Below are 23,320 nucleotides of genomic sequence, written 5' to 3'. Positions count from 1 at the left end.
TCATCTTTCACTTCAAAATTTGGTGGAGGATGAACCCCCATGGATTAAGGTTTCACTTTTTGTTTTGCGAACATGTAAGATGAAAAATAAAAATAGGGGTTTACAAAATACCCTGCAGGGTATAATATATTGTCATAAGTTATAAATGGTGACATAATGGTAATGAGGTGATTATAGAATGGAATATAATCAAGATATGAAAAATAGATTGAAACGTATTGAAGGTCAAGTTCGTGGTGTGCTTCGCATGATGGAAGAGGGAAAAGATTGCCGAGATGTTATTACACAGTTAACTGCATCCCGTTCTGCACTTGATCGTACAATTGGACTCGTTGTTGGAACAAATTTAGAGCAATGTTTGCGCGAGCAGTTTGAGACAGGTAATGGCTCAAATGAAGAGTTAATTAAAGAAGCTGTTCAATTACTTGTAAAAAGCCGATAATCTGTCAAACGTATGTGTTGACAGATTTTCAAAAACATTTTACTATACCCCTACAGGTATATGTATAATGATTAGGGAGGAAATGATTATGAGTATAAAAGTGGATATGAGTTTAGATTGTAAAGGTTTGGCCTGTCCGATGCCGATTGTGAAGACGAAGAAGGCGATGGAAGGATTGGCATCAGGACAAGTTATTGAAATAGAGGCGACGGATAAAGGATCGACGTTAGATATACAAAGTTGGTCAAATAAAGTAGGGCATCAATATATTGGAACGAAACAAGAGGGAGATATATTAAAGCATTATGTACGAAAATCCCATGAACATGAAGTAAATGAAGTTGTGAAGTATCCTCATACAATTACGAATGGGGAATTGCAAAATATATTATTAAGTAGTGAAGAGTGCACTGTATTAGATGTTCGTGAAGAAGCGGAATTCGTCTTTGGTCATATTCCATCCGCAATTTCGGTGCCGTTAGGTGAATTAGATAGTGCTATGTTAGACAGTGCGAAACCAATTTATGTTGTTTGCCGAACTGGTAACCGTAGTGATGCAGCTTGTCAAATGTTGAAAGAGAAAGGTTATTCAAATGTGAAGAATGTCATTCCAGGTATGTTAGAGTGGCAAGGGAATGTGGAAAAATAAATTTTTTTAAACAAAAACATACCTATGGGGGTAATACGATGAATGTTAAACCGTTACAAGCAAAAGATGTTGCAGAGAAAGTTTTATTCGGAGAGTTATTTATTTTAGATGTTCGTAATGAGGCGGATTATGAAGATTGGAAAATTGAAGGAAAAGAAGTTACTTCAATGAATGTGCCGTACTTTGATTTATTAGAGGGTGTAGATCATATTGTTAGTGAACTACCTAAAGATAAAGATGTTTTAGTAGTATGTGCAAAAGAAGGATCTTCTATATTTGTGGCAGAGCAATTAACAGAGGCTGGATTAGAAAATATTTATTATTTATCTGGTGGTATGAAGGCTTGGAGTGAATATGTAAAGCCTATAAAGGTTGGAGATTTAAAAGATGGCGGAAGTATGTATCAGTTTAACCGTCTTGGAAAAGGTTGCTTATCATATATGGTCATTTCTAAAGGACAAGCTGCTGTTATTGATGCAGTACGAACAGTTGAGGCATATGAGGAATTTGCAAAAGAACAAGGTGCTGTAATTACAAATGTAATGGATACACACTTACATGCGGATCATATTTCAGGAGGTCGTAAGCTAGCTGAGAAAGTAAACGGGACGTATTGGTTACCGCCGAAAGATGCGGAAGAAGTTGTATTTTCTTATGAGCCACTTGTAGAGGGTGCTGTAATTACTGTTGGACAAACAAAGATTGATATTGAGGCAATCTATTCGCCTGGACATACAATTGGTAGTACTTCATTTATTGTAGATGATGAGTATTTATTATCAGGCGATATTTTATTTGTGGATTCAATTGGGCGTCCAGATCTTGCTGGAAAGGCTGAAGATTGGGTAAGTGATTTACGTAATACTTTATATAGCCGATATAAAGAGCTATCTCAAAGTTTAATTGTGTTACCGGCTCATTATTCAAAAATAAGTGAAATGGATGAAAATGGTGTTGTGAGCGCAAAGTTAAAAGATTTATTTGCGTATAATGCAGGGCTAAATATTGAGGATAAGGAAGAGTTTCGTAAAGTTGTAACGGAGAATTTACCACCTCAGCCAAATGCTTACGAAGAAATTCGTCAAACGAATATGGGTAAAATTCATCCGAGTGCAGATGAAGAGCGTGAAATGGAGATTGGTCCAAATCGTTGTGCAGTTCATGAATAATAAAATAAATGAAACATGGAGGAATAGATGATGAATGTAAAACAAGTATTAGATGCGAAAGGATTAGCATGTCCAATGCCGATTGTAAGAACGAAGAAGGCAATGGAAGCATTACAATCAGGGGAAGTGTTAGAAGTACACTTAACAGATAAAGGTGCGATTAAAGATATTCCAGCATGGTCACAAACAAGCGGTCATGAAGTGTTAAAGCATACAGAAGAAGACGGCGAATTAAAGTTCTGGATTAAGAAAGCTTAATTATAAAAATAGGAGGCATATAAGATGAAAGGAAAGAAGTATTAGATGTAAAAGGATTAGCATGTCCAATGCCAATTGTAAAAACAAAGAAGGCAATGGAAGTATTACAATCAGGAGAAGTATTAGAAGTACACTTAACAGATAAAGGTGCGATTAAAGATATTCCAGCATGGTCACAAACAGGCGGTCATGAAGTGTTAAAACACACGGAAGAAGCTGGTGAATTAAAGTTCTGGATCAAGAAAGCATAGCAGTTCAATAATAAGTGGAAGATTACATCCTCTGCTTATTATTGAAAGTAAAGAGGATAATCATATATGTCTTATATAGTTATATCTCTAATAGTATTGATGCTGGGAAGTTTAGTAAAACGTTACATTCCGGTTTTAAACGTTGCATATATTTCGTTAGAACAAGTAAGGGAAATTGAAAGTGTTGTTGTAGATGTACGCAATTATACAGAGAGTCACAGTGATAACAATTCTAGAATTATGTGTATACCGTATGCGTATTTAAAACGGTATTATCATGAAATACCAAATAAGCCTTTGCATCTTATTGTTCATAATAAAGTGGATCGGAATTTAAGCGTTCGTTTTTTAAGAAAGAAAGGGTTCCATATTCAAAGTTATAGTATATATTTGGACGGGAAAAAAGCACAGAAGGAGTTTAAATAGCTTTATGGATGTAAAGACAATATTGAATGTAATCTTAATTGTACTTGTATCGTGGTTTATTATTTCTCGCTTCTTACCAGTTAGAGGAGTGAAAAATATTACAGGGAAAGAATTAAAACGTATGATGGAGCAAAAGAATAAACAATTTATCGATGTTCGTACAGTAGGTGAGTATAGAGGGAATCATATGAAAGGATTTCAAAATATCCCGTTAAATGAGTTAGCGAGTAAAGCAAATCAGTTAGATAAAAATAAGAAAGTAATCGTTATTTGCCAGAGCGGGATGAGAAGTAAGCAGGCTGCAAAAGTATTAAAAAAATTAGGATTTCAGCACGTTATCAATGTTTCAGGCGGTATGAATGGTTTGTGAGGAGGGAATTTAAAATGAAAGAAATGAAAGCAAAAGAATTAGAAGAAAAATTGTTACGTAAAGAAGCAGTAAATATTGTGGACGTACGTGAAGTAGAAGAAGTAGCTGAAGGGAAAATTCCAGAAGCGTGTAATATTCCACTAGGACTATTAGAGTTTCGTATGCATGAGTTGGATAAAAAGAAAGAGTATATTATCGTTTGTCGTTCTGGCGGAAGAAGTGCACGAGCAGTTCAATTTTTAGAGAGCTACGGTTTTCAAGCAATCAATATGGTAGGCGGTATGTTAGCGTGGGAAGGTAAAGTCGTATAGTACAGAGATAAATGATTTGAGCCTTTTTATAAATGAAAAAATACCCCTATAGGTAATTAGGAGGAGAACAACATGGAACAACAGAAGAAAACAACAATCGTTTTATTTAGCGGAGATTATGATAAAGCGATGGCAGCTTATATTATTGCAAATGGTTCAGCGGCGTACGATCATGAAGTGACTATTTTTCATACTTTCTGGGGTTTAAATGCTCTTAGGAAAGATGAGCATGTGAAAGTAAAGAAAACATTTATAGAGAAAGTGTTTGGAAAAATGATGCCGCGCGGCGCTGATAAGATGGGATTATCAAAAATGAATTTTGCTGGTATGGGGCCAAAGATGATTAAAGGCATTATGAAGAAGCACAATGCGATGCCTTTACCAGATTTAATGGATTTGGCGAAAGAACAGGGAATTAAACTTGTAGCTTGTCAAATGACAGTAGATTTATTAGGGTTAAAAGAGGAAGAGATTATGGAAGGGGTAGAATTTGCTGGGGTAGGAGCATATTTAGCAGATGCTTCGGATGGGAATGTGAATTTATTTATTTAAATCACCTTCTTTTTAGAAGGCGGGGGATACAATATGAGTTTAACAGTACTGCTTTTTATTATTGGGTTTATAGGGTCGTTTATATCAGGAATGGTTGGGATTGGCGGGGCAATTATTAATTACCCGATGATCTTATACATTCCAGTATTGCTAGGATTTGCTGGATATACATCACATGAAGTGAGCGGTATTACAGCGATTCAAGTATTCTTTGCAACTTTTGCAGGCGCGTGGGCGTACAGGAAAAGTAACGATATGGATAAAACTTTAGTTGTGTATATGGGAGCTAGTATATTAATAGGAAGCTTTGTAGGTAGCTTTAGTGCGAATCTATTAAATGAGCATGCTGTAAACGTTGTTTACACATTACTAGCTACTATTGCGGCTATTATGATGTTTATACCGAAGCGAAGCAATCGTAAGGGGACAGAAGGAATTACGTACAATAAGTGGCTCGCTAGTTTGCTAGCGTTTATTGTAGGAAGTGTTTCCGGCATTATTGGGGCTGGTGGTGCATTTCTTTTAGTACCGATTATGCTAGTTGTTTTAAAACTACCGATACGTACAACAATAGTAACATCTATCGCTATTACTTTTATTTCCTCGATAGGAATTACTACTGGGAAAGTGATTACTGGACAAATAGTTGTTATTCCGGCTCTTATCGTTGCGATAGCAAGTTTATTTGCCGCTCCTCTTGGAGTGAGAGTAGGGAAGAGAGTGAATCAAAAAGTTTTGCAATACGTATTGTCTACTTTAATTGTAGGAACTGCGATAAAGATGTGGGTTGATATGATATCGAAATAAAAAGATGGTGCTCTTGTAGCACCATCTTTTTATTTACGCCCAAATCACTTTCATTAAGTTCTTATATTCATCGTTTGCCAGTTTATATAGCATTCTCGTATGTTCAAAGACAAGTGCGGGATTAAAGTTTGGTTCTGAGAATGCAAGAGATGTTGAAATATCAATTGCATTTTGTTTGTTTAGCGTGAATTTTGCAAATCGATAAGATGTGTTTAATTCATTGATGACATGTAAAATATCATTTGTTGATGTTGAATCAGGTACAAGAGCAACATTGAAGCAGTATATATCCACAGCAGGATGTTCGCTTTGGAAAGCAGCGATAAGTTGAATTTTTGCGCCAGCTTCTGTTTCTAACCCTACTGAAAAATGTACCGAACCATCATTTTCATCTATATTTTCTTCCATGTATATATCGTTTGATTTTAAGTACTCTTTAAAATCTGAAATGTTATGTTTTACTGCAGCTTTCATATGTGTGGGCCCCCTGATAATTGGAATAGATTACTATTATTTATTATAATTTAAAAATATTAAAAAAGATAGTTGGAAAGTTCTGATTTTTTTGTTTTGAAAGCATTAAAAAGAAGCAGTGCTCTACCTCCATAGAGCACTGCTTCACTTTATTCATTGTCATTAGACGATGTTTCTGTATCTTCACTGTTATTCTTATTTTGAGTTTCATCGTTACTTGATTCGCGTTCACTCGTATTTTCAGACTTAGATTCTTTTGTTTTCTCTGAGCTTGTTTTTTTCGAATCAGAATCAGATTTTGTATAGGCAGGTAGTCCAAGGTGACTACGAAGTTCGTTTGTAACATTAGCTAATTCTTTTTTATCTGGATTGTAGTAGTAAGTTCGGCCACCACCAGATGACTTACTACATGTATCATCACCTTTTGCCATGTAACAATCTTCACCTTCAATTTGTAATTTCTCAATTGAAGAATCTGCTCCATATTTATAGAATGAAAGCATATCATCGAATGTTAAGTTTGTAACGAATTGTCCGTTAATATCATCAATGATGTTACCAACTTTTGTTACGGATCCAACGCTTGTTAGTTTCTTTAAAATTGCTTCAATAACGAGTTGCTGACGTTGTCCACGCATCGCATCACTATCAACGTGTCGTGTTCTAGCAAGAGCAAGAGCTTCTTCACTATTTAACTTTTGAACACCTTTTTTCAGGTGAATTGCATCGGCGTTATCATTACTATCTTGTTCAGTAAATTCAACTGGTACGTCAACTTCAATGCCGCCTAAATCATCAACGATTTTCATGAATGATTTAAAGTTGAATTTTACAAAGTAATCGACGGGAACATTCATTAATTTTTCAACTGCATCAATACTAGCTTGTGGTCCACCATCTTTTCCGTTTTTAGTAGAACCAAATGCATGAGCGTGTGTAATTTTATCTTTTTTCTTCTCTACTGGAATATAAGTATACGTGTCTCGTGGAATACTTAATAGTTTTACAGTTTTGCTATCTTTATTAAACGTTGCAAGTAATAGTGCATCCGTTCTTATAGCTTCACCATATTCTTTCCCACGGACATCGCTTTCATCAACACCCATTATTAAGACAGAGACGTTATTTGTAATAGGTTTTACAGCTTTATCACGTAAATCAGATTTATCACCGCGCGCTAAATCGTGAGCGGCATTTCGAACAGCAGAAGATGCTTTATTTACTAAAAACCATGTATAACCGCCACCTACTATTAAAAAGAATAGAATGACGCTTATAATAATTTTTGTTTTTTTCTTACTTTTTTTCGGTTTATTGCGTGTATTTTCTTGCAAAGATGGGTTTTGCTCCATTTCTTGTACTCCTTCATTTGAATTGAAATACGACACTCATATCCACTTATTATAATGAAATTTAGCGAAAAAAAACATTACAAATCATTTACATTTCGTAAAAATTCAATTTATTTATAAAAAGTCAGATTTTCTATATTTTATTTTTAAGATGTAGAACAAGTATAATGTGTTTTAGTAGAAATGAAAATATGTATTGTGAGAAAGTGATAGAGAAGTAAGATTTGTTGAAATATAGCCAAGAAGATGTGATTAGCTGTATATATACTTCTTATATAATAAAGAAAGATTTTACGGATGAAGGAGAGAGCATAATGAATCATACATCATTCCGAGCAATTGTCGTGAACGAAAAAGAAAATAATCAATTTGAAAGAAATCTTGTTGAGAGAGAAATTAATAGTTTACCTGAAGGAGACGTATTAATACGTGTTTATTATTCTTCATTAAATTATAAAGATGCCCTTTCAGCTACTGGTAATAAAGGTGTAACGAGAACATATCCTCATACACCTGGCATAGATGCAGCGGGAGAGGTAGTTAATAGTGAAAATAACGCCTTTCAGGAAGGCGATCAAGTTATTGTAACTGGATATGATTTAGGTATGAATACTTCTGGTGGTTTCGGGGAATATATTCGCGTGCCATCATCTTGGGTTGTTCATTTACCAAAAGAAATGACTTTGAAGGAAAGTATGATGTACGGGACAGCAGGTTTTACAGCTGCCCTATCGGTATATAAGCTTATTAGGGCGGGAATTACGCCTAGTATGGGAGATGTTTTAGTAACGGGTGCTACGGGCGGAGTAGGCAGTGTAGCAGTTAGCATTTTAGCGAAGCTAGGATATAACGTAGTAGGATCAACTGGGAAAATGGAAGAGGAACAGATGCTGCTACGTTTAGGTGCAAAAAAGATGATTCATCGCGCGGAGTTGAGTGATGAATCAGGAAGACCGATGCTTAAAGGAATATACGCTGGAGTTGTCGATACCGTAGGCGGAAGCATGTTAGAAAGTTCTTTAAAGGTAGTTAAGTATGGAGGCTGTGTAACAACGTGTGGTAACGTAGCAGGGCATGAATTAAATACAACTGTATACCCATTCATATTACGAGGGATTAGCCTTTTAGGAATAGATTCAGTTCAATGTCCAGTAGATGTGAGAAGAGACGTGTGGGCATTGCTAGCAGGTGAGTGGAAAAATTCAGAGCTATTATCTTATACAGAAGAATGTACATTAAAAGAATTAGATGAGAAGTTTACACTTATACTGCAAGGAAAGTTAAAAGGAAGAACGGTTGTAAAGATGAAATGAAAAAAGAGACGCTTAAATTAGCGTCTCTTTCCTATTATAATGATTGTTTTAAATTTACTTTTCCTTGTTCACCTAAAACACCATCAGCGATATTTACAGCGTGATCACCGATACGCTCTAAGTTACTTACCATATCAACGTAGATGATGCTTGCATCACCTGAACAGCTACGTTCGTTCAGACGTAACACATGGCGTTTACGTAAAACACGTTCCATTTGGTCAATTTTACGTTCTTTTGCAATAACAGTTTGAGCTAGTTCAGTGTCAAAGTTTGTTAAAGCATTGATTGCATCTTGTAATGTTGAAATTGTTAATTCAAGCATTTCATTTAATTCAGCTAGTGCTTCATCTGATAGTGAAACGCGGTTTGAAATTTGGAAATCTACAAGTTCTACAAGGTTTTCTACATGATCACCGACACGTTCAATATCTCCAACAACACCTGCTAAAACGGAATGTTTTTCAGAGTCTGTAGGTGAAAGTGGTTTTTCTGATAGTAAAACTAAATACTCAATAATTTTTTTATCTAAATTGTTAATAGCTCCTTCTAATTGAGTAGCCATGTCAGCATGTTTTTTATCTTGTGTATTTAAAAATTGGTTTGCTTCTTTTAATCCATGTAATGAAAACTCAGCCATACGAATGATTTCTTTTTGAGCTTCTGTTAAAGCGATAGCTGGAGATTGCTCAATAAAGATTGGATTTAAATGTTGCGGTTTGAAGTTAATAGATGCATCTTCACCACGAATAATTTTTGTTACAATCCAGGCTAATACTGCAATGAATGGGAACTGAATGATTGTATTCGTTACGTTAAACGTCCCGTGTGCAAATGCAATTGTCATTTCTGGATTTAAGTTTAATGACGTTTGGAAATATTGAATTAAACTTGTAAATGGTATTAATATAATCGTAAAGATAATGGTACCGATAATATTAAAGATAACGTGAACTAATGCTGCACGTCTTGCTGCAATTGAAGTACCGATTGCTGCTAATACAGCTGTAATTGTCGTACCGATGTTATCACCGAACAATACAGGAAGAGCAGCTTGTAAATCGATTGCACCTTGACCGAATAGTTCTTGCAAAATACCGATTGTCGCACTTGAACTTTGTACAATTAAAGTGAAGACTGTGCCAACAACAATTCCTAAAATTGGATTATCACTCATGCTAACCATTAACTCTTGGAATGACTCTAAAGAACGAAGAGGTTTCATACCTGCGCTCATTAATTCTAAACCGAAGAATAACATACCAAAACCGAATACAACTTGACCTACAGAATGTACTTTTTTATTTTTAAAGAAGAATAGTAAGATTGCTCCAACTGCCATAATTGGGAGAGCGTATTCTCCGATTTTAATCCCGATAATAAATGCAGTAACTGTCGTACCGATGTTCGCACCCATAATAACACCAATTGCTTGTCTTAATGTCATAAATCCGGCACTTACAAGTCCGACTGTTAAAGCGGTTGTTCCTGAACTTGATTGAATTAATACTGTAACTAACATACCTGCTAGTACACCCATAAGAGGGTTTGTTGTAAAACGATCTAGAATATCGCGAAGACGATCTCCAGCTGCTTGTTGCAGTCCATCGCCCATGTATTTAATCCCGAATAAGAAAATACCTAATCCACCAATGAACTGGAAGATCATATCTTGAATATTGTATTCCACGCATTCCACTCCTTAAATTTCATGTACGATGTAATTATTAACTAAACCTTGAGGCACTGTAAACGGTTTATCAGTAAAATTTACACTAAATTTACAAAGGGATAAAAAGTTTACAAATCTTTAAAGAAACACCTGGATTTAATTGGTTTTTCAGATGATATATCTGATCGGTTTGTAAAGAAGTCACATTTATCACACTATTTGCGGATAGTAAAAATAGGTGAAGGGAAACTACCCAACTGGGTATGTGGATTGGAATTTTATTTTGTTATGATGATGGTTCTTTGCATATTTTTTGATTAAAGTTAGAAAAATATGTAGGGAAACGGGGGAGGTTTGAAATGGATTTATTTAATGAGAGTAAAAAACGATTAAATTATTTTAAACTGTTTTCTTTTGAGATGCTCGCAACAATAAAAAAGAGCAATTCGCATATGAATTTGCTCTGCTTTTTTATGTTAAAAACTTTCGGTGCTTTGCATTTTAACAATTATGCAAAGTGTTTTTTCTTTATTTAGAATCGTCATTATGCTCCATAGTTATGACGACATTTCCCTTCTTATGTCCTTTTTCAACATATATGTGAGCCTCAATAATTTCCTCAAAAGTGTATTGCCTATCAATGACCACTTTTATTTTACCGTTCTCAACAAGTTTTTTAAGGAAATTTAATGCTTCGGAAGTTTCAGGTGCGTTTTGACTTAATATGAGTTTCACGCGACTTGTCAATTTAGTCCAGAGCATTTGAGCACTTGGTAACGGTTCAACGATATTTATATAGGTACCATCTTCTTTTAACATTTTAATACACTCTGAAAAGGAGCTCCTGTTTACCGCTTCAAAGATAACATCATAAGTTTCGTCTGTAGTAGAAAAATTTTTTGTGGTGTAATCAATTACTTCGTCAGCGCCTAGAGATTTGACCAATTCTAAATTTGAGCTACTGCACACACCTGTAACTGTTGCGCCGAAATACTTGGAAATTTGTACTGCATAACTTCCGACACTTCCAGAAGCTCCGTAAATAAGAATGTTTTGACCGCTTTGAACGTTAGCTTTCCTAAGGAAAAACAAAGCTGTACGTGCTCCAATTGGGATGGCTGCGGCTTCTTCATAGGATATATTGGAGGGCTTCATGCACACTGCTCCACCTTCAGGTAGACAAATATACTCAGCATAAGAACCAAAATTTACTTGGGTAGCTGCAAAAACTTGGTCTCCTTTTTTAAATCGTGTGACGTCTTTTCCTACCGCTTCAACTTCACCAGCCAATTCCATTCCGAGTATTTGTTTTTTCGGTTGCTTAAAGCCAAGTGCGATTCGAGCGGGTAGCCAAACAGAAGAGGGAACCGTAAAACTTCGTGAGCGAATATCTCCTGCTGTTACGGTTGTCGCTTTTATTTTTACTAGTATTTCATTGTCCTTAGGAGTAGGTTTTTCTATCTCTTTCAGTTGAAGAACGTCGGGGAGACCGTATTTTGTGTACACTATTGCTTTCATTAATATTTCCTCCAATTCGTTCTATATATATTAATATCATACGAACAACATGAATAAATAGAACAGCGGTTCACTCTTCAATACAATGCAAAAAGCAGTGTGATTTTTTTAGGAATCCACTGCTTTTTACAAATGTGTATACATGATTTTTTGGTCTAAGTACTTCGAAAAAGAACCAACTAGCCATTACCCAACGGCTTTTTCTTTTGTTTTATCCCCCTGTTTTTGCTTCCGTAAGCTTGTGATGTAAATGAAAAGAAAAGCGATAAGTAATAGAGAGGAATATCGATATACAGTTGCATAGTTGGTAAAGTGTGCAATGAATCCAAAAATAATCGCTCCAGCACCAATTCCAAGATCAAATGCTGAGAAGAATGTTGCTGTTGCTACTCCTCTCCGGTGCGGTGCTACTCGGTCAATCATCCATGCTTGTAGTGCCGGTTGAATTGCTCCGAAACCACTGCCGTAGCACGCTGCGGCAATAATTAAACTCGGAATTGTAGTTGTATACGACAGCAAGATAATACCTGTAAACGTAATAATAACTCCTGGAATGATGACGAATGTATGGCCTTTCGTATCATATAATCTTCCAGAAAACGGACGAGTTACAGCGATTGCAAGTGCGTTAAATAAAAAGAAGAGACTGATATCAGCAATCCCGACTTCCGTAGCAAATAATGTGATAAAGCTCCCAATTCCCCCGTACATTAATGTAATACATAATATTAATAATGAAGGAAGTAAAGCTTTACGCTCAATAAATCCATCGAGAAAGGTACCAGATGTTTGCTGTGGTGGTTGCGGCGATTTTTTGATTTGAAGTAGTTTCGTTAATATTAATGAAACTATTGTGCATGAAAGTGCACATAAAAAAAGAATCGTGAAGTTATATGCTTGCATAAGCCAAAGTCCGATAAGCGGACCGAGCGCCATGGCGATAGTTCCAGAAAGACCGAAATACCCCATGCCTTCACCGCGGCGAGCTTGCGGAATTAAATCTGAAACGACAGTTCCGTATGTAGTCGTTGTAATACCAAAACCAGCTCCGTGTAAAATTCGAACGGCAAGCAATAGGAAAACGGTTGAAGCGAAAAGATAACTGCCCATAGCGAGTAAACAAATAGCGGTACCGATCATTAAAATGATTTTTTTGTTGAATTTCTGCAAGGCATTTCCAGTTAGCGGCCTAATAAAAAGTGCTGCAACGGTAAACATGCCGACAACGAATCCGATATTTGAACTTGTGCCCCCAATTTCTTTCACATAAACAGGTAAAGTTGGAATTAACATTTGAAATCCTAAAAACATACATAAGTTTGCTAGAATTAGCGCAACAAACTCTTTCGTCCATAACGGTTCTCGTTTTACGAGTACTGCCTCTCCCATATATTCATCCCCTATATAAAAGTTTTCTCTATTCTTTCGAGTATATGTATTGGTCAACGTAACAGTCAAGGAAGGTGCCTTGAAAACGTATAACAATTTTCGAGGCGAAAAAACTGACAAATTTGTGTAAAAGCTACAAAACTATGAAAAAAAGATGTAAAGTATAGATGTGTAGACTAGTAGTTGTTATGAATGATAGAAATTGTTTTTTCTTTAAAGAAAGCGGATTCAAATTGTAGTGGAAGAAAAGGGGATACATACTTTTTCGCTACATATATTTGAAAAGGTTTACAATATGATGAAGAAAGAGGCGTGTACATATGAGACGATTAGGTATTTCTATTTATCCAGAACATTCGACAGTAGAGAAAGATAAAGAGTATGTAACATTAGCGAGTAAATACGGATTTACACGTGTATTCACATGTTTATTATCTGTAGATGGCGAAAAAGAGAAAATTATAGAAGAGTTTAAAGAAACGATCTCTCATGCAAATGCATTAGGGTTCCAAGTATTAGTTGATATTAGTCCGTCTGTCTTTACACAATTAGGTATTTCATATAATGATTTATCGTTCTTCCATGAGTTAGGAGCGTACGGTATCCGTTTAGATGTTGGATTCTCTGGTTTAGAAGAATCGATTATGACTTACAATCCATACGGCTTAAAAATTGAAATTAATATGAGTAACGGTACGAAATATGTAGATAACATTATGAGCCATAGACCAAATCGTGAAAATTTAATTGGTTGCCATAATTTTTATCCACATCGTTATTCAGGATTATCATACGATCATTTCATTAAATGCTCGAAACAATTTAAAGATTACGGTATGAGAACAGCTGCTTTTATTTCATCATTCGATGCAACGTACGGGCCTTGGCCAGTAACAGAAGGGTTATGTACGTTAGAGCAGCATCGCGAATTACCGATGACAACACAGGCGAAGCATTTGTTTGCAACAGAATTAATTGATGATGTTATTATTGCGAATGCTTATGCTTCAGAAGAAGAATTACAAGCACTAGGTGCGTTAAATAAAGAGAAACAAACATTTGATATAGAACTATACGATACAACAACAGATTTAGAAAGAATTATCGTATTAGAAGAACCTCATTTTTATCGCGGGGATGTATCTGAATATATGATTCGTTCTACACAAAGTCGTGTGAAATATAAAAAAGAAGAGTTTAAACCGCATAATACGCGTGAAATTAAGCGTGGCGATCTTTTAATTGATAATGAGCAATATGGCCAATATAAAGGTGAATTGCAAATTGCTTTAAAAGATATGGTGAATACAGGAAAAACAAATGTAGTTGGCCGAATTATAGAGGAAGAAATCTTCTTATTAGATTATTTACAAGCTTGGGATAAGTTTGGATTTACGCTAAAGAAATAATGAACGCGGGATAAAAGGGGAAAAACTACTGATTTCAGTGGCTTTTTCCCTTTTATATAAAGAGCGAGAGGAAGAGCTATGACAAAAGTGCATCAGCGATTAATTTCCATTTTAGAGGAGTTTTTAGAAGAGAAATCGATGTTAAATCGAGCTTTTTTAGCGAGCCGTTTACACGTATCAACGAAGACGATTCAAAAGGATATAAAATTATTAAATGATATATTGGAAGAACACGGAGCGAAAATTGAATCACAAAGAGGGAATGGGTACGAACTAGAAATTATACAAACTAAGAAGTTTGAAGATTTTTGCGTAAATGTATTTCAAAAACAGACAGAAAAGATTCCAACTTCTTATGAAGAAAGAGTAGCCTATATTTTACACCGTATTTTAACGACAGATGGGTATGTGAAGCTTTCACAGCTAGCGGAAGAGATTTATGTGAGTAAATCTACTGTAAACTTAATTATGAAAGATGTTACGGATATTTGTAGTCGCTATGAGTTACAAATTGAAAAAAGACCATATTATGGTATACGTATTGTAGGAGAAGAATTTAATATTCGTTCTTGTTTATCACAATATGGTTTGCCACGTTATGACCATACTCCGTTTCATGAGAACTATGAGCAGACGGACACATATTTATCGTTACCCCATATTTCTCTCATCCGCTCAGTTATACTAAAGTATATCGAGGGAGGAACGATATATTTATCAGATATAGAAATTGATAATTTATCAATTCATATTGCGATTGCCTTAAAGAGATGCAGGGATGATCATTACATTCAAGCACTGCATGTAGAGGAATCTGAACTTATAATAAAGAAAGAATATAAAATTGCGAAACAGATTTTAGGGAATTTAGGGGAAGAGCTAAAACTTCAATTTCCAGAAGAAGAAATTTTATATGTGACGATGCATTTATTAAGTACTGCTGTTACAGCGAGAGATCGCTATGAAAATGTGGAAGAGCTATTAGGGAAAGACGTATATGCATTCATGCAGCATATTCTTTTCAAAGTAGCGGAAGAACGGAATCTTACTTTTTATTATGACGAAGAATTATTATTTGGTTTTGGTGTTCATTTAAAAACGTTATTAAATCGTTTGAAATATAAGTTAAATACGCGAAATCCTCTTTTGGCAGAAGTGAAAAAAAATTATCCATATGCTTTTGAAATTGCAGTTCTCGTTGGAGATATAATTGGTGAATATACGGGTGAATCCATTCCAGAGAGTGAGATTGGTTATATTGCCATTCACTTTGGTGGGGCGATGAGCCGCTTGCAGGAAAATAATCAAAAGAAAAGATGTTTATTAGTTTGTGCAACTGGTCAAGGGAGTGCACAACTACTGAAATATAAAATTCTATCACATTTCCGAGATAAACTAGAGATTGTAGGTATTACAGGGTACTATCAATTGAAAGTGGAAGATCTTTATAAAGATAAAATAGATTGTATTATTAGTACGATTCATATACCGAGTGGTTTGCCTGTTCCGGTTATAAAGGTAAACTCAATATTTGATGATAAAGAGATTAAATCAATTGGTAAGCATTTATTTACACATGTGAATGATAGTATGCAGCAATATATTAAGGAAGATTTGATCTTCTTAAATCGTAGTGCTTCTACGAAAGAGGAGGTTATTCAGTTTTTATGTGAGAAAGCTGCTGAGAAAAACTATGTACCCGCAAACTTTTATGCTTCTGTTATGGAGAGAGAGAACACATCTCCTACAGCGGTTGGAAACTTAGTGGCAATTCCGCATCCGATGCAATTATTAAGCGATACGACATTTTTGATGTTTTGTACACTCGATAAGGCGATTGACTGGGGAGATAAAAAAGTACAAGTTATTATTTTATTTAGTGTGAAGCGCAATAATAATGAAGATTTACAAAAGCTTTATGATTTTTTATATGATATTATGTCTAATCAAACTATAATAGAAAAATTGCATCAGGCTCAAGCTGTTGATGATTTTCAAGAAATCTTACTATCATTATGAAAAAGTATATTAAAACTTCCGTTACATAACGGAAGTTTTTTATGTTTAATTGTATGCGTTTTCATAATAAGATGAAAATATAGAAAAAACATAGCTTGGAGGAATTTAAAATGACTGATATGCAAACTCCATTTGCGTTAATTTTACATGGCGGCAACGCGAGAAGCGCGGCACTTGAAGCAATCGCTTTTGCAAGACAAGGAGATTTTGAGAATGCGAGTGAAAAGATGACACTTGCTAGTGAAGAAATTTCAGCAGCTCATCGCATTCAAACAGACTTAATTCAAGAAGAAGCAAGAGGCAATCATGCAGAAATAAGTTTATTATTAGTGCATGCACAAGATCATTTAATGAATGCCATTACAGTGAAAGAACTTGCTGAGGAATTTATTACTCTTCATAAACGAGTGGAAGAGAAAGTGACAGTGTAATATGTACATTTTATTATGTTGTGCAGCAGGCATGTCAACGAGTATGGTTGTAAGAAAAATGCAAGAAGAGGCAAAGAAACAAGGGAAGGATTATAAAATTAAAGCAGTTGATTCGGAACTTGTGAAACTGGAAATGAAAAATGCTGATGTTGTTTTAATTGGACCACAGGTGAAGTATTTGTTTCCAGCGGTAGAGTTTCTTGCAAAGTCATACGATATACCAGTTGCAATTATAGAGCAGCGAGATTATGGTATGTGTGATGGTTTGAAAGTACTTAAGCAAGCTGAACAATTAGTTTTAGCGTAATTATATTTTTTTAAATATAAACATTATAATGTTATAACTTTTACTTTTGTCAGATTGAACATAGGGAGGGTTATCGATGAATGGTTTTATGAGTTTTATGGAACAGAAGATTATGCCAACAACGCAAAAGATTGCGGGGCAACGACATTTATTAGCAATTCGAAATGGAGTTATTTCTACATTACCGTTAACGATTGTCGGGTCATTTTTCGTTATCTTTTTAAACTTACCAATTGATGCATATATGGAGTGGATTGCACCGTTTCGTCATATTTTAGATATTCCATTCCGATTTACAGTAGGCTTAATGGCTTTATACGCAGCATTTGGGGTAGGGGCCTCACTCGCGAACTTTTATCAGCTCAATCAATTAAGTGCAGGATTATTATCTGTACTCGCCTTTTTACTAGCATCAGTTGAACCAATTCAAATAACAAAAGCTGTACCAGGTGTTATTGATGCAGGAAGATATATTTCAGTAGGGACATTAAGTGCAACTTCTTTATTCGGAGCAATTGTTACAGCATTAATTGCAGTAGAAATTTATCACTTTATGATTAAGCATAATATCTCGATTAAATTACCAGATAGTGTACCACCAGCAGTTGCAAACTCGTTTGCAGCATTAATTCCAACTCTAGTAGTTATTCTTTTATTCTGGGGTATTCGTTACGGTTTGAAATTTGATGTAAACACAACAATCACATATTTAATCGCACCATTAAAATCAGTATTAGTAGGAAATAATTTATTCGGCGGTTTATTAACAGTATTCTTAATCGTGTTCTTCTGGTCGTTCGGTATACATGGCCCAGCGATTTTAGGACCAATCATCCGTCCGATGTGGGATTCAGCAATTCTTGAAAATATGGAAGTGTTCACGGCTACAGGAAATGCACATCAGTTACCAAACTTATTTACAGAGCAATTTATTCAATGGTTCGTATGGATCGGTGGATCAGGCTCAACGTTAGCTTTAGTAATTATGTTTATGTTCTCTAAATCTAAGTTCTTAAAAGAGTTAGGTAGATTATCATTCGTACCAGGATTATTCAATATTAACGAGCCAATTATTTTCGGGGCACCAATTGTAATGAACCCGATCTTAATTATTCCATTCGTTATTACACCGCTAGTTACAACGACAGTATCATATTTCGCAGTTGTTTCAGGTGTGATTCCGCTCATGATGGCGAAGCTGCCATTTACGATGTTAGCGCCAATTGCAGCGATTATTAGTACGGACTGGACAATTATGGCCGGTGTACTTGTACTTGTTAACTTTGTTATCTCATTCGTTATTTACTATCCATTCTTCAAAATGTATGAGAAGCAACAATTAGCAGGAGAGGAGAAAACAGAATGCTCGGAGCAATTATCATCTTAATTACATTCGTGGCGGGGCAGTGTATTGCACATTATTCAAAGTGGGTACAAAGTAAATCGCTATTAGTTTTACTACTTGTGTCGATATTATTTATTGGATGTTCAATGGGAGTTTATGTGGTATTTAGTTTAGAATCACCGTACTTTATCATCGTACCAACGATTTTATGTGCAACATGTTTATCTGCAAAATATAGATTTACGAGCATGGCATTAATACAACGTGTGAAGGAGATGCAAAAGCATGGAGCGTAAATTAGGAATTTCACTTTATCCAGAGCATTCAACGAAAGAACAAGATATGGCATACATTTCGGCAGCGGCACGCCACGGTTTTTCAAGAATATTCACTTGTTTACTGTCTGTTAATCGTCCGAAAGAAGAAATTGTAGCTGAATTTAAAGAAATTATTAATCATGCAAAAGATAACAATATGGAAGTTATTTTAGATGTAGCTCCAGCTGTATTCGATCAACTTGGTGTTAGTTATAGTGATCTATCATTCTTTGCAGAGCTAGGCGCGGATGGAATTCGTTTAGATGTAGGGTTTGACGGGTTAACAGAAGCGAAAATGACGAATAATCCATATGGCTTAAAAATTGAGCTGAATGTAAGTAATGATATTGCCTATTTAGAAAATATCCTTTCGCATCAAGCGAATAAATCAGCTTTAATTGGTTGTCACAATTTTTATCCGCAAAAATTTACTGGTCTTCCGTATGATTATTTCATTCGCTGTAGTGAACGCTTCAAAAAGCATGGTATTCGCAGTGCAGCCTTTATTACATCGCATGTAGCTGACATAGGTCCATGGGATATTAATGACGGATTATGTACGTTAGAACAACATCGTAACTTACCAATTGAAGTACAAGCGAAACATTTATGGGCAACAGGGCTTATTGATGATGTTATTATCGGAAATGCTTATGCGAGTGAAGAAGAGTTAGAGAAACTAGGAAACTTAAATCGTTACATGTTACAGCTAAAGGTACAATTTGTAGACGAAGCGACTGAAGTAGAGAAGAGAGCGACACTGCAAGAATTACACGTAAGACGCGGTGACATAACAGAGTATATGGTACGTTCTACAGAAGTACGTAAAAAGTACAAAGACTATGACTTCCCAGTGCGCGAAAGTGTACGACAGGAAAGAGGGCAAGTTGTAATTGGTAATAACCTATTCGGAAAGTATAAAGGTGAACTACAAATCATTCTGAAAGAAATGCCAATAGATGAACGGAAAAATATTGTCGGTACAATTGCAGAAGAAGAGTTATTCTTACTAGATTATGTAGGAGCTTGGACACAGTTTACTTGTGTGGAATAGGGAAGGTAAGAGAGGATGCTATAGCATCCTCTTTTTTCTGTTGAAATAGTAGTCTATCGTATATAGAATTCAAAGGGATAGATTTAACTTGGACGGGGGAGAAGGAGAAAGAATATAAGAATCATAAAAAAAGAGTCAGTCTCAACGTTGAGACTGACTCTTTTTTATATAGTAATTAGTTTAAAACTTTCACTGTAACTGTTTTACGTCCCCAGTTACTTGATGTACCTTTATCTGGCATTAAAACGTCAATTTTATTTCCTTTAATAGCTCCACCAGTATCACCAGCGATTGCTACTCCGTAACCTTCAACCCATACTTTTGAACCTAATGGAATGACACTTGGATCAACTGCAATTAGTTTCATGTTTGGATTAGCTGTTAAGTTATGACCCATAGCTGATTTTACTTGGTCTCCTGCTTTGTAACCATTTTCAAGTGGATCCGCTGTGTAAGCTGTTGCTTGAACTCTTAATTCACGAGAAGAAGATGGTGCACTTGTTTCAGTTTCTTTTGCAACAGGTTGTTGTGTAGCTGGTTTTTGAGCTTTAGCCGCTTCACGAGCTTTAGCTGCCTCTTGAGCCTTAGCAGCTTCACGAGCTTCAGCTGCTTCTTGAGCCTTAGCTTCTGCTTGAGCTTTAGCCGCTTCACGAGCCTTAGCTGCTTCTTGAGCTTGAGCTTCTGCTTGAGCTTCAGCTGCTGCCTGAGCTTTAGCTGCTTCACGAGCTTTAGCTGCTTCTTGAGCCTTAGCTGCTTCTTGAGCTTTAGCTGCTTCAGTTGCTTCTTGAGCTTTAGCTGCTTCACGAGCTTTAGCCGCTTCTTGAGCCTTAGCTTCAGCTTGAGTTTCAGCTGCTTCACGAGCTTTAGTTGCTTCTTGAGCCTTAGCTTTTGCTTGAGTTTCAGCTACTTCACGAGCTTTAGTTGCTTCTTGAGCCTTAGCTTTTGCTTGAGTTTCAGCTACTTCCCCGGCTTTAACTGCTTCACGAACTTTAGCTGTATCTTGAACGTTAGTTACTTTTTCAGCTTTAACTACTGGCTGAACTTTAACTGGTGCTTTTCCTGTTAAGTAAGGAATGTGTACATAAGCTGTTTGACCGTTATATTCAAATTGGATCCAATCATTTTGTACTTGGTGTGTTGTTTCGATTACATCATCTTTTTTCAATTTACCAAGAATCGCTGAATCTGTATTCGCTCCAGCACGTACGTTTAATACGTTTGCTGTTACGTAGTAAGTATCTTTTGTGTAGTCAGCGCTTATGAAAGCCTCTTTACCACTATTTAATTTAACTTTTGACCATCCGTTTTCTGTATGTAAAACGTTAACTTTATATCCATCTAATAACTTTCCGACAACTTGTGATTCAGTAGTTGGGTTTTCTCGTACATTTAGTACATCAGTCGTTACGATTGTTTCTGCTTTAGCAGATGTTGTGAAAATCCCAAGACCAAAAACCGCTGCTGTTGCTATACCCATAAATTTTTTCATAATAGCCTCCATTGCATTTGTTTTCGTTGACCTCATTATAGCAACCATTATTTTCTTATTTGCGGAAAACACAAAACTACAAAGCATTCGTAACGAGGCATTAATATTCTGTAATAATTCCATTTATATCCTGATAGCGTTTTCTTTGCGTTTTTGAGGGGATTAGAACATACGATTCATAAAATCAACACTTTTTTAATTACTAATAGATTAATAATGTATCAGTGGTGTTACTCAGATGTTTCTGTAACGTTACAAAAAGAGGTATTTAACTATTTGAATCGCAATGTAGTTATGAAAATATAATCTTCTTGTGTGTGAAGTCGTATATATAGGGGGGATTTTAATGAAATAAAGATATAATTGTTACAAAATAAGTTGTAGTATGGAAAAAATTACGCCTTGAATTTGTTCTTTTACATATTATTTTTGCAATAATAGGATTGCTTGATAGCTTTCGTGAGAAATGAAAGTTTAAATGATAAAAAGATAATCGCAACATGAAACATATATAATAGAAGAAACATGATTTAAAGGGATGATATCGTTATGAATTGGTTCGCGAGTTGCAGTAGAATTATCCCGCTATTTGTGGGCAGTAAAACCCTCACCTCAAAATTCGGCTGAAGCAAAGAAGTTAGGTGGGAGATTAACTGCCCGTAAAAGCCCGATTGGTGAAGGCTAATAATCAGTGGGGGATGAACAAAACCCCCACTGATTATAGTTTCACTTTATATAATAGAAGTTAGAGGTTCTTATTTTTGTCAAAACGTCGATGAAATTACATTTGCCTTCAACAAAATAAAAAACGTAGGAGTGTAAACTCCTACGTTTTTTATTTACTCATATCGTAAACATTCAATTGGATCAAGTTTAGCAGCTTTGTTTGCTGGTAGTAAACCGAATGCAATACCGATTAGCATTGAGATACCTACTGAAAGAAGTCCAAGTTCTTTTGAGATAACGAGTGGCCATCCGGCAAAGATTGAGACGATCCAAGCGAAGAAAATACCAAGCATGAATCCGATGAAACCACCGAGTCCTGTTAAAATACAAGATTCAATTAAGAATTGTGTTAATACTTTACCGCGCGTTGCACCAAGTGCTTTACGAATACCGATTTCACGTGTACGTTCTGTTACAGATACAAGCATGATGTTCATTACACCGATACCACCAACAAGTAAGGAGATAGCGGCAATGCCACCGAATACCATTTTCATCATACCGATGGATTCGTCTAATTGCTTCGTAAATTCACCTAAGTCCTGTGCTTCGAATTTGTGCTCGAATTTAGGAGCTTTCATGTCGTTTAAAACAGAAACAGCTTGTTTTTCTACACTTTTACGTTCTGTTGGAGAGGTCATTGTTAATTTTACAGAGTCATACTCATTTACTCCTGAAATGACAGGCGCGTTTTCAAGAGATGTATAACCTTCAGGCATAGCCATTCCAAATTCGTTTTTCGTTTCGTATACACCGACTATTTTATACGGCTTTCCTTTTACATCTGTGTATAAATTTGATTCCCAACCACTAAATAATTTGTTGAAAGCTTCTTCATTTAATATAACAGCAGGGATTGCTTGGTTTAATTCGCTGTCGTTTAATTCACGACCGTGAACTAATTTTATTTTCGAATCTGTCATAAAGGCGCCTGTTCCACCTTTTAAATCAAGAGAGACATCTTTTGAACCAGAAGATGCTTTTACTTTCATACTTACATCTGGATAAACATCTTTAACGCCTGGTACAGTTTGAAGACGTTTTAGCATATCAGGTGTGATTTTGGCACTATCAGTTCCATAATCAGGGTTGTTGTAGTAAATCGTTACTTCAGTATCTTTTCCTTGGCCTAACTCTTTTTTAAACTTTGCATTTGTACCATCACCCATTGAAATGATAGTAATAATGGCGCTAATACCGATAATAATACCTAGCATTGTTAATATAGAACGCATTTTATGAGCAAAGATAGAGGAAAGGGCCATGCGTA

Annotated in this window: 24 protein-coding genes and 1 pseudogene; 18 read left to right on the top strand and 7 right to left on the bottom strand. The window is 35.6% G+C overall.

The genetic code is table 11. The annotated features are described in order from the left end of the window. The first annotated feature begins 178 nt into the window (after positions 1-178). From NSS74_RS19795 to NSS74_RS19750, 10 genes and pseudogenes are all read left to right on the top strand, one after another. Positions 179-442, top strand: coding sequence for a metal-sensitive transcriptional regulator (locus NSS74_RS19795; protein ID WP_000456201.1), 264 nt, complete (start codon positions 179-181; stop codon positions 440-442). 88 nt (positions 443-530) lie between these two features. Beyond that, on the top strand, positions 531-1,091 hold the full coding sequence (locus NSS74_RS19790) for a sulfurtransferase TusA family protein (RefSeq protein WP_340814153.1): 561 nt from the start codon (positions 531-533) through the stop codon (positions 1,089-1,091). 38 nt (positions 1,092-1,129) lie between these two features. Continuing rightward, positions 1,130-2,260, top strand: coding sequence for an MBL fold metallo-hydrolase (locus NSS74_RS19785; protein ID WP_002087465.1), 1,131 nt, complete (start codon positions 1,130-1,132; stop codon positions 2,258-2,260). Between the two features lie 27 nt (positions 2,261-2,287). Next, positions 2,288-2,518 carry a sulfurtransferase TusA family protein gene (locus tag NSS74_RS19780; protein WP_002087464.1) on the top strand — a complete coding sequence of 77 codons (231 nt, stop codon included), beginning with the start codon at positions 2,288-2,290 and terminating at the stop codon, positions 2,516-2,518. A 32-nt stretch (positions 2,519-2,550) separates the two neighbouring features. Further along, positions 2,551-2,769: pseudogene (locus tag NSS74_RS19775) on the top strand (sulfurtransferase TusA family protein); the annotation flags it as partial. 66 nt (positions 2,770-2,835) lie between these two features. Then, on the top strand, positions 2,836-3,195 hold the full coding sequence (locus tag NSS74_RS19770; protein WP_107887858.1) for a sulfurtransferase: 360 nt from the start codon (positions 2,836-2,838) through the stop codon (positions 3,193-3,195). A 4-nt stretch (positions 3,196-3,199) separates the two neighbouring features. Beyond that, complete coding sequence (locus tag NSS74_RS19765) at positions 3,200-3,565, top strand: rhodanese-like domain-containing protein (protein ID WP_159146259.1); 366 nt, start codon at positions 3,200-3,202, stop codon at positions 3,563-3,565. A gap of 14 nt (positions 3,566-3,579) precedes the next feature. After that, positions 3,580-3,876: a rhodanese-like domain-containing protein gene (locus NSS74_RS19760; RefSeq protein ID WP_002087460.1), complete on the top strand. Its 297-nt coding sequence runs from the start codon at positions 3,580-3,582 to the stop codon at positions 3,874-3,876. Positions 3,877-3,948: 72 nt separating this feature from the next. After that, a complete protein-coding gene (locus NSS74_RS19755) occupies positions 3,949-4,428 on the top strand; it encodes a DsrE/DsrF/DrsH-like family protein (RefSeq protein WP_002010731.1) in 480 nt (159 codons plus the stop codon). 33 nt (positions 4,429-4,461) lie between these two features. Beyond that, a complete protein-coding gene (locus NSS74_RS19750) occupies positions 4,462-5,235 on the top strand; it encodes a sulfite exporter TauE/SafE family protein (protein WP_340814150.1) in 774 nt (257 codons plus the stop codon). Between the two features lie 33 nt (positions 5,236-5,268). Here NSS74_RS19750 and NSS74_RS19745 read toward each other — a convergent pair whose 3' ends face one another. Both NSS74_RS19745 and NSS74_RS19740 read right to left on the bottom strand, forming a co-directional pair. Then, entirely contained in the window at positions 5,269-5,709 is a 441-nt protein-coding gene (locus NSS74_RS19745; RefSeq protein WP_002029912.1) for a hypothetical protein, read from the bottom strand. Positions 5,710-5,858: 149 nt separating this feature from the next. Continuing rightward, complete coding sequence (locus NSS74_RS19740; protein ID WP_016101760.1) at positions 5,859-7,061, bottom strand: LCP family protein; 1,203 nt, start codon at positions 7,059-7,061, stop codon at positions 5,859-5,861. A 314-nt stretch (positions 7,062-7,375) separates the two neighbouring features. On the opposite strand from NSS74_RS19740, the gene NSS74_RS19735 reads away from it, so the two are divergent. Further along, on the top strand, positions 7,376-8,374 hold the full coding sequence (locus NSS74_RS19735) for a YhdH/YhfP family quinone oxidoreductase (protein WP_088265933.1): 999 nt from the start codon (positions 7,376-7,378) through the stop codon (positions 8,372-8,374). Positions 8,375-8,408: 34 nt separating this feature from the next. Here NSS74_RS19735 and NSS74_RS19730 read toward each other — a convergent pair whose 3' ends face one another. From NSS74_RS19730 to NSS74_RS19720, 3 genes are all read right to left on the bottom strand, one after another. Further along, positions 8,409-10,064, bottom strand: a complete 1,656-nt coding sequence (locus NSS74_RS19730) for a Na/Pi cotransporter family protein (protein WP_002010739.1) — start codon at positions 10,062-10,064, stop codon at positions 8,409-8,411. 510 nt (positions 10,065-10,574) lie between these two features. After that, positions 10,575-11,564 (bottom strand): NAD(P)-dependent alcohol dehydrogenase, encoded by a 990-nt coding sequence (locus NSS74_RS19725; RefSeq protein ID WP_002140466.1) that lies wholly within the window; start codon positions 11,562-11,564, stop codon positions 10,575-10,577. A gap of 186 nt (positions 11,565-11,750) precedes the next feature. Next, entirely contained in the window at positions 11,751-12,953 is a 1,203-nt protein-coding gene (locus tag NSS74_RS19720; RefSeq protein ID WP_340814149.1) for an MFS transporter, read from the bottom strand. Between the two features lie 320 nt (positions 12,954-13,273). On the opposite strand from NSS74_RS19720, the gene NSS74_RS19715 reads away from it, so the two are divergent. The 7 genes from NSS74_RS19715 to NSS74_RS19685 all read left to right on the top strand — a co-directional run bounded on the left by NSS74_RS19715 (position 13,274) and on the right by NSS74_RS19685 (position 19,835). Then, entirely contained in the window at positions 13,274-14,362 is a 1,089-nt protein-coding gene (locus NSS74_RS19715; protein ID WP_002029923.1) for a DUF871 domain-containing protein, read from the top strand. A 78-nt stretch (positions 14,363-14,440) separates the two neighbouring features. Next, positions 14,441-16,381 (top strand): BglG family transcription antiterminator, encoded by a 1,941-nt coding sequence (locus NSS74_RS19710; RefSeq protein ID WP_240380989.1) that lies wholly within the window; start codon positions 14,441-14,443, stop codon positions 16,379-16,381. Between the two features lie 110 nt (positions 16,382-16,491). Further along, positions 16,492-16,812, top strand: a complete 321-nt coding sequence (locus NSS74_RS19705; RefSeq protein WP_000131328.1) for a PTS lactose/cellobiose transporter subunit IIA — start codon at positions 16,492-16,494, stop codon at positions 16,810-16,812. A 1-nt stretch (position 16,813) separates the two neighbouring features. After that, the gene (locus NSS74_RS19700; protein ID WP_002134545.1) at positions 16,814-17,119 is read left to right on the top strand and encodes a PTS sugar transporter subunit IIB; all 306 of its coding nucleotides are present in this window, start codon (positions 16,814-16,816) and stop codon (positions 17,117-17,119) included. 76 nt (positions 17,120-17,195) lie between these two features. Further along, positions 17,196-18,506 carry a PTS sugar transporter subunit IIC gene (locus tag NSS74_RS19695; RefSeq protein ID WP_002140468.1) on the top strand — a complete coding sequence of 437 codons (1,311 nt, stop codon included), beginning with the start codon at positions 17,196-17,198 and terminating at the stop codon, positions 18,504-18,506. Next, on the top strand, positions 18,482-18,760 hold the full coding sequence (locus tag NSS74_RS19690; RefSeq protein ID WP_002140469.1) for a hypothetical protein: 279 nt from the start codon (positions 18,482-18,484) through the stop codon (positions 18,758-18,760). The genes NSS74_RS19695 and NSS74_RS19690 overlap by 25 nt, the downstream gene beginning before the upstream one ends. Then, positions 18,750-19,835 carry a DUF871 domain-containing protein gene (locus NSS74_RS19685; protein WP_002029931.1) on the top strand — a complete coding sequence of 362 codons (1,086 nt, stop codon included), beginning with the start codon at positions 18,750-18,752 and terminating at the stop codon, positions 19,833-19,835. Before NSS74_RS19690 ends, NSS74_RS19685 begins: the two co-directional genes overlap by 11 nt. A 175-nt stretch (positions 19,836-20,010) precedes the next feature. On the opposite strand, the gene entC is transcribed toward NSS74_RS19685, so the two are convergent. Both entC and NSS74_RS19675 read right to left on the bottom strand, forming a co-directional pair. After that, a complete protein-coding gene (gene entC, locus NSS74_RS19680; RefSeq protein ID WP_340814145.1) occupies positions 20,011-21,447 on the bottom strand; it encodes a cell wall-binding protein EntC in 1,437 nt (478 codons plus the stop codon). Between the two features lie 716 nt (positions 21,448-22,163). Next, a complete protein-coding gene (locus tag NSS74_RS19675; protein WP_002029935.1) occupies positions 22,164-23,315 on the bottom strand; it encodes an ABC transporter permease in 1,152 nt (383 codons plus the stop codon). Positions 23,316-23,320: the final 5 nt, after the last annotated feature.

The sequence above is a fragment of the Bacillus sp. FSL E2-8868 genome (assembly GCF_038005505.1).
In the GTDB taxonomy this organism is placed as follows: Bacteria; Bacillota; Bacilli; order Bacillales; family Bacillaceae_G; genus Bacillus_A; species Bacillus_A mycoides.
The sequence above is the reverse complement of the archived record's forward strand: the minus strand, read 5'-3'. Positions and strand labels throughout refer to the sequence as shown.

What these genes read in the sequence shown, in the direction of transcription:
- entC (WP_340814145.1), bottom strand. Translation starts at nt 21,447, where the DNA reads ATGGAATTATTACAGAATATTAATGCCTCGTTACGAATGCTTTGTAGT.
- NSS74_RS19705 (WP_000131328.1), top strand. Translation starts at nt 16,492, where the DNA reads ATGACTGATATGCAAACTCCATTTGCGTTAATTTTACATGGCGGCAAC.
- NSS74_RS19690 (WP_002140469.1), top strand. Translation starts at nt 18,482, where the DNA reads ATGCTCGGAGCAATTATCATCTTAATTACATTCGTGGCGGGGCAGTGT.
- NSS74_RS19765 (WP_159146259.1), top strand. Translation starts at nt 3,200, where the DNA reads ATGGATGTAAAGACAATATTGAATGTAATCTTAATTGTACTTGTATCG.
- NSS74_RS19750 (WP_340814150.1), top strand. Translation starts at nt 4,462, where the DNA reads ATGAGTTTAACAGTACTGCTTTTTATTATTGGGTTTATAGGGTCGTTT.
- NSS74_RS19740 (WP_016101760.1), bottom strand. Translation starts at nt 7,061, where the DNA reads ATGGAGCAAAACCCATCTTTGCAAGAAAATACACGCAATAAACCGAAA.
- NSS74_RS19685 (WP_002029931.1), top strand. Translation starts at nt 18,750, where the DNA reads ATGGAGCGTAAATTAGGAATTTCACTTTATCCAGAGCATTCAACGAAA.
- NSS74_RS19785 (WP_002087465.1), top strand. Translation starts at nt 1,130, where the DNA reads ATGAATGTTAAACCGTTACAAGCAAAAGATGTTGCAGAGAAAGTTTTA.
- NSS74_RS19745 (WP_002029912.1), bottom strand. Translation starts at nt 5,709, where the DNA reads ATGAAAGCTGCAGTAAAACATAACATTTCAGATTTTAAAGAGTACTTA.
- NSS74_RS19700 (WP_002134545.1), top strand. Translation starts at nt 16,814, where the DNA reads ATGTACATTTTATTATGTTGTGCAGCAGGCATGTCAACGAGTATGGTT.
- NSS74_RS19725 (WP_002140466.1), bottom strand. Translation starts at nt 11,564, where the DNA reads ATGAAAGCAATAGTGTACACAAAATACGGTCTCCCCGACGTTCTTCAA.
- NSS74_RS19675 (WP_002029935.1), bottom strand. Translation starts at nt 23,315, where the DNA reads ATGGCCCTTTCCTCTATCTTTGCTCATAAAATGCGTTCTATATTAACA.
- NSS74_RS19755 (WP_002010731.1), top strand. Translation starts at nt 3,949, where the DNA reads ATGGAACAACAGAAGAAAACAACAATCGTTTTATTTAGCGGAGATTAT.
- NSS74_RS19780 (WP_002087464.1), top strand. Translation starts at nt 2,288, where the DNA reads ATGATGAATGTAAAACAAGTATTAGATGCGAAAGGATTAGCATGTCCA.
- NSS74_RS19760 (WP_002087460.1), top strand. Translation starts at nt 3,580, where the DNA reads ATGAAAGAAATGAAAGCAAAAGAATTAGAAGAAAAATTGTTACGTAAA.
- NSS74_RS19715 (WP_002029923.1), top strand. Translation starts at nt 13,274, where the DNA reads ATGAGACGATTAGGTATTTCTATTTATCCAGAACATTCGACAGTAGAG.
- NSS74_RS19695 (WP_002140468.1), top strand. Translation starts at nt 17,196, where the DNA reads ATGAATGGTTTTATGAGTTTTATGGAACAGAAGATTATGCCAACAACG.
- NSS74_RS19735 (WP_088265933.1), top strand. Translation starts at nt 7,376, where the DNA reads ATGAATCATACATCATTCCGAGCAATTGTCGTGAACGAAAAAGAAAAT.
- NSS74_RS19790 (WP_340814153.1), top strand. Translation starts at nt 531, where the DNA reads ATGAGTATAAAAGTGGATATGAGTTTAGATTGTAAAGGTTTGGCCTGT.
- NSS74_RS19720 (WP_340814149.1), bottom strand. Translation starts at nt 12,953, where the DNA reads ATGGGAGAGGCAGTACTCGTAAAACGAGAACCGTTATGGACGAAAGAG.
- NSS74_RS19770 (WP_107887858.1), top strand. Translation starts at nt 2,836, where the DNA reads ATGTCTTATATAGTTATATCTCTAATAGTATTGATGCTGGGAAGTTTA.
- NSS74_RS19795 (WP_000456201.1), top strand. Translation starts at nt 179, where the DNA reads ATGGAATATAATCAAGATATGAAAAATAGATTGAAACGTATTGAAGGT.
- NSS74_RS19710 (WP_240380989.1), top strand. Translation starts at nt 14,441, where the DNA reads ATGACAAAAGTGCATCAGCGATTAATTTCCATTTTAGAGGAGTTTTTA.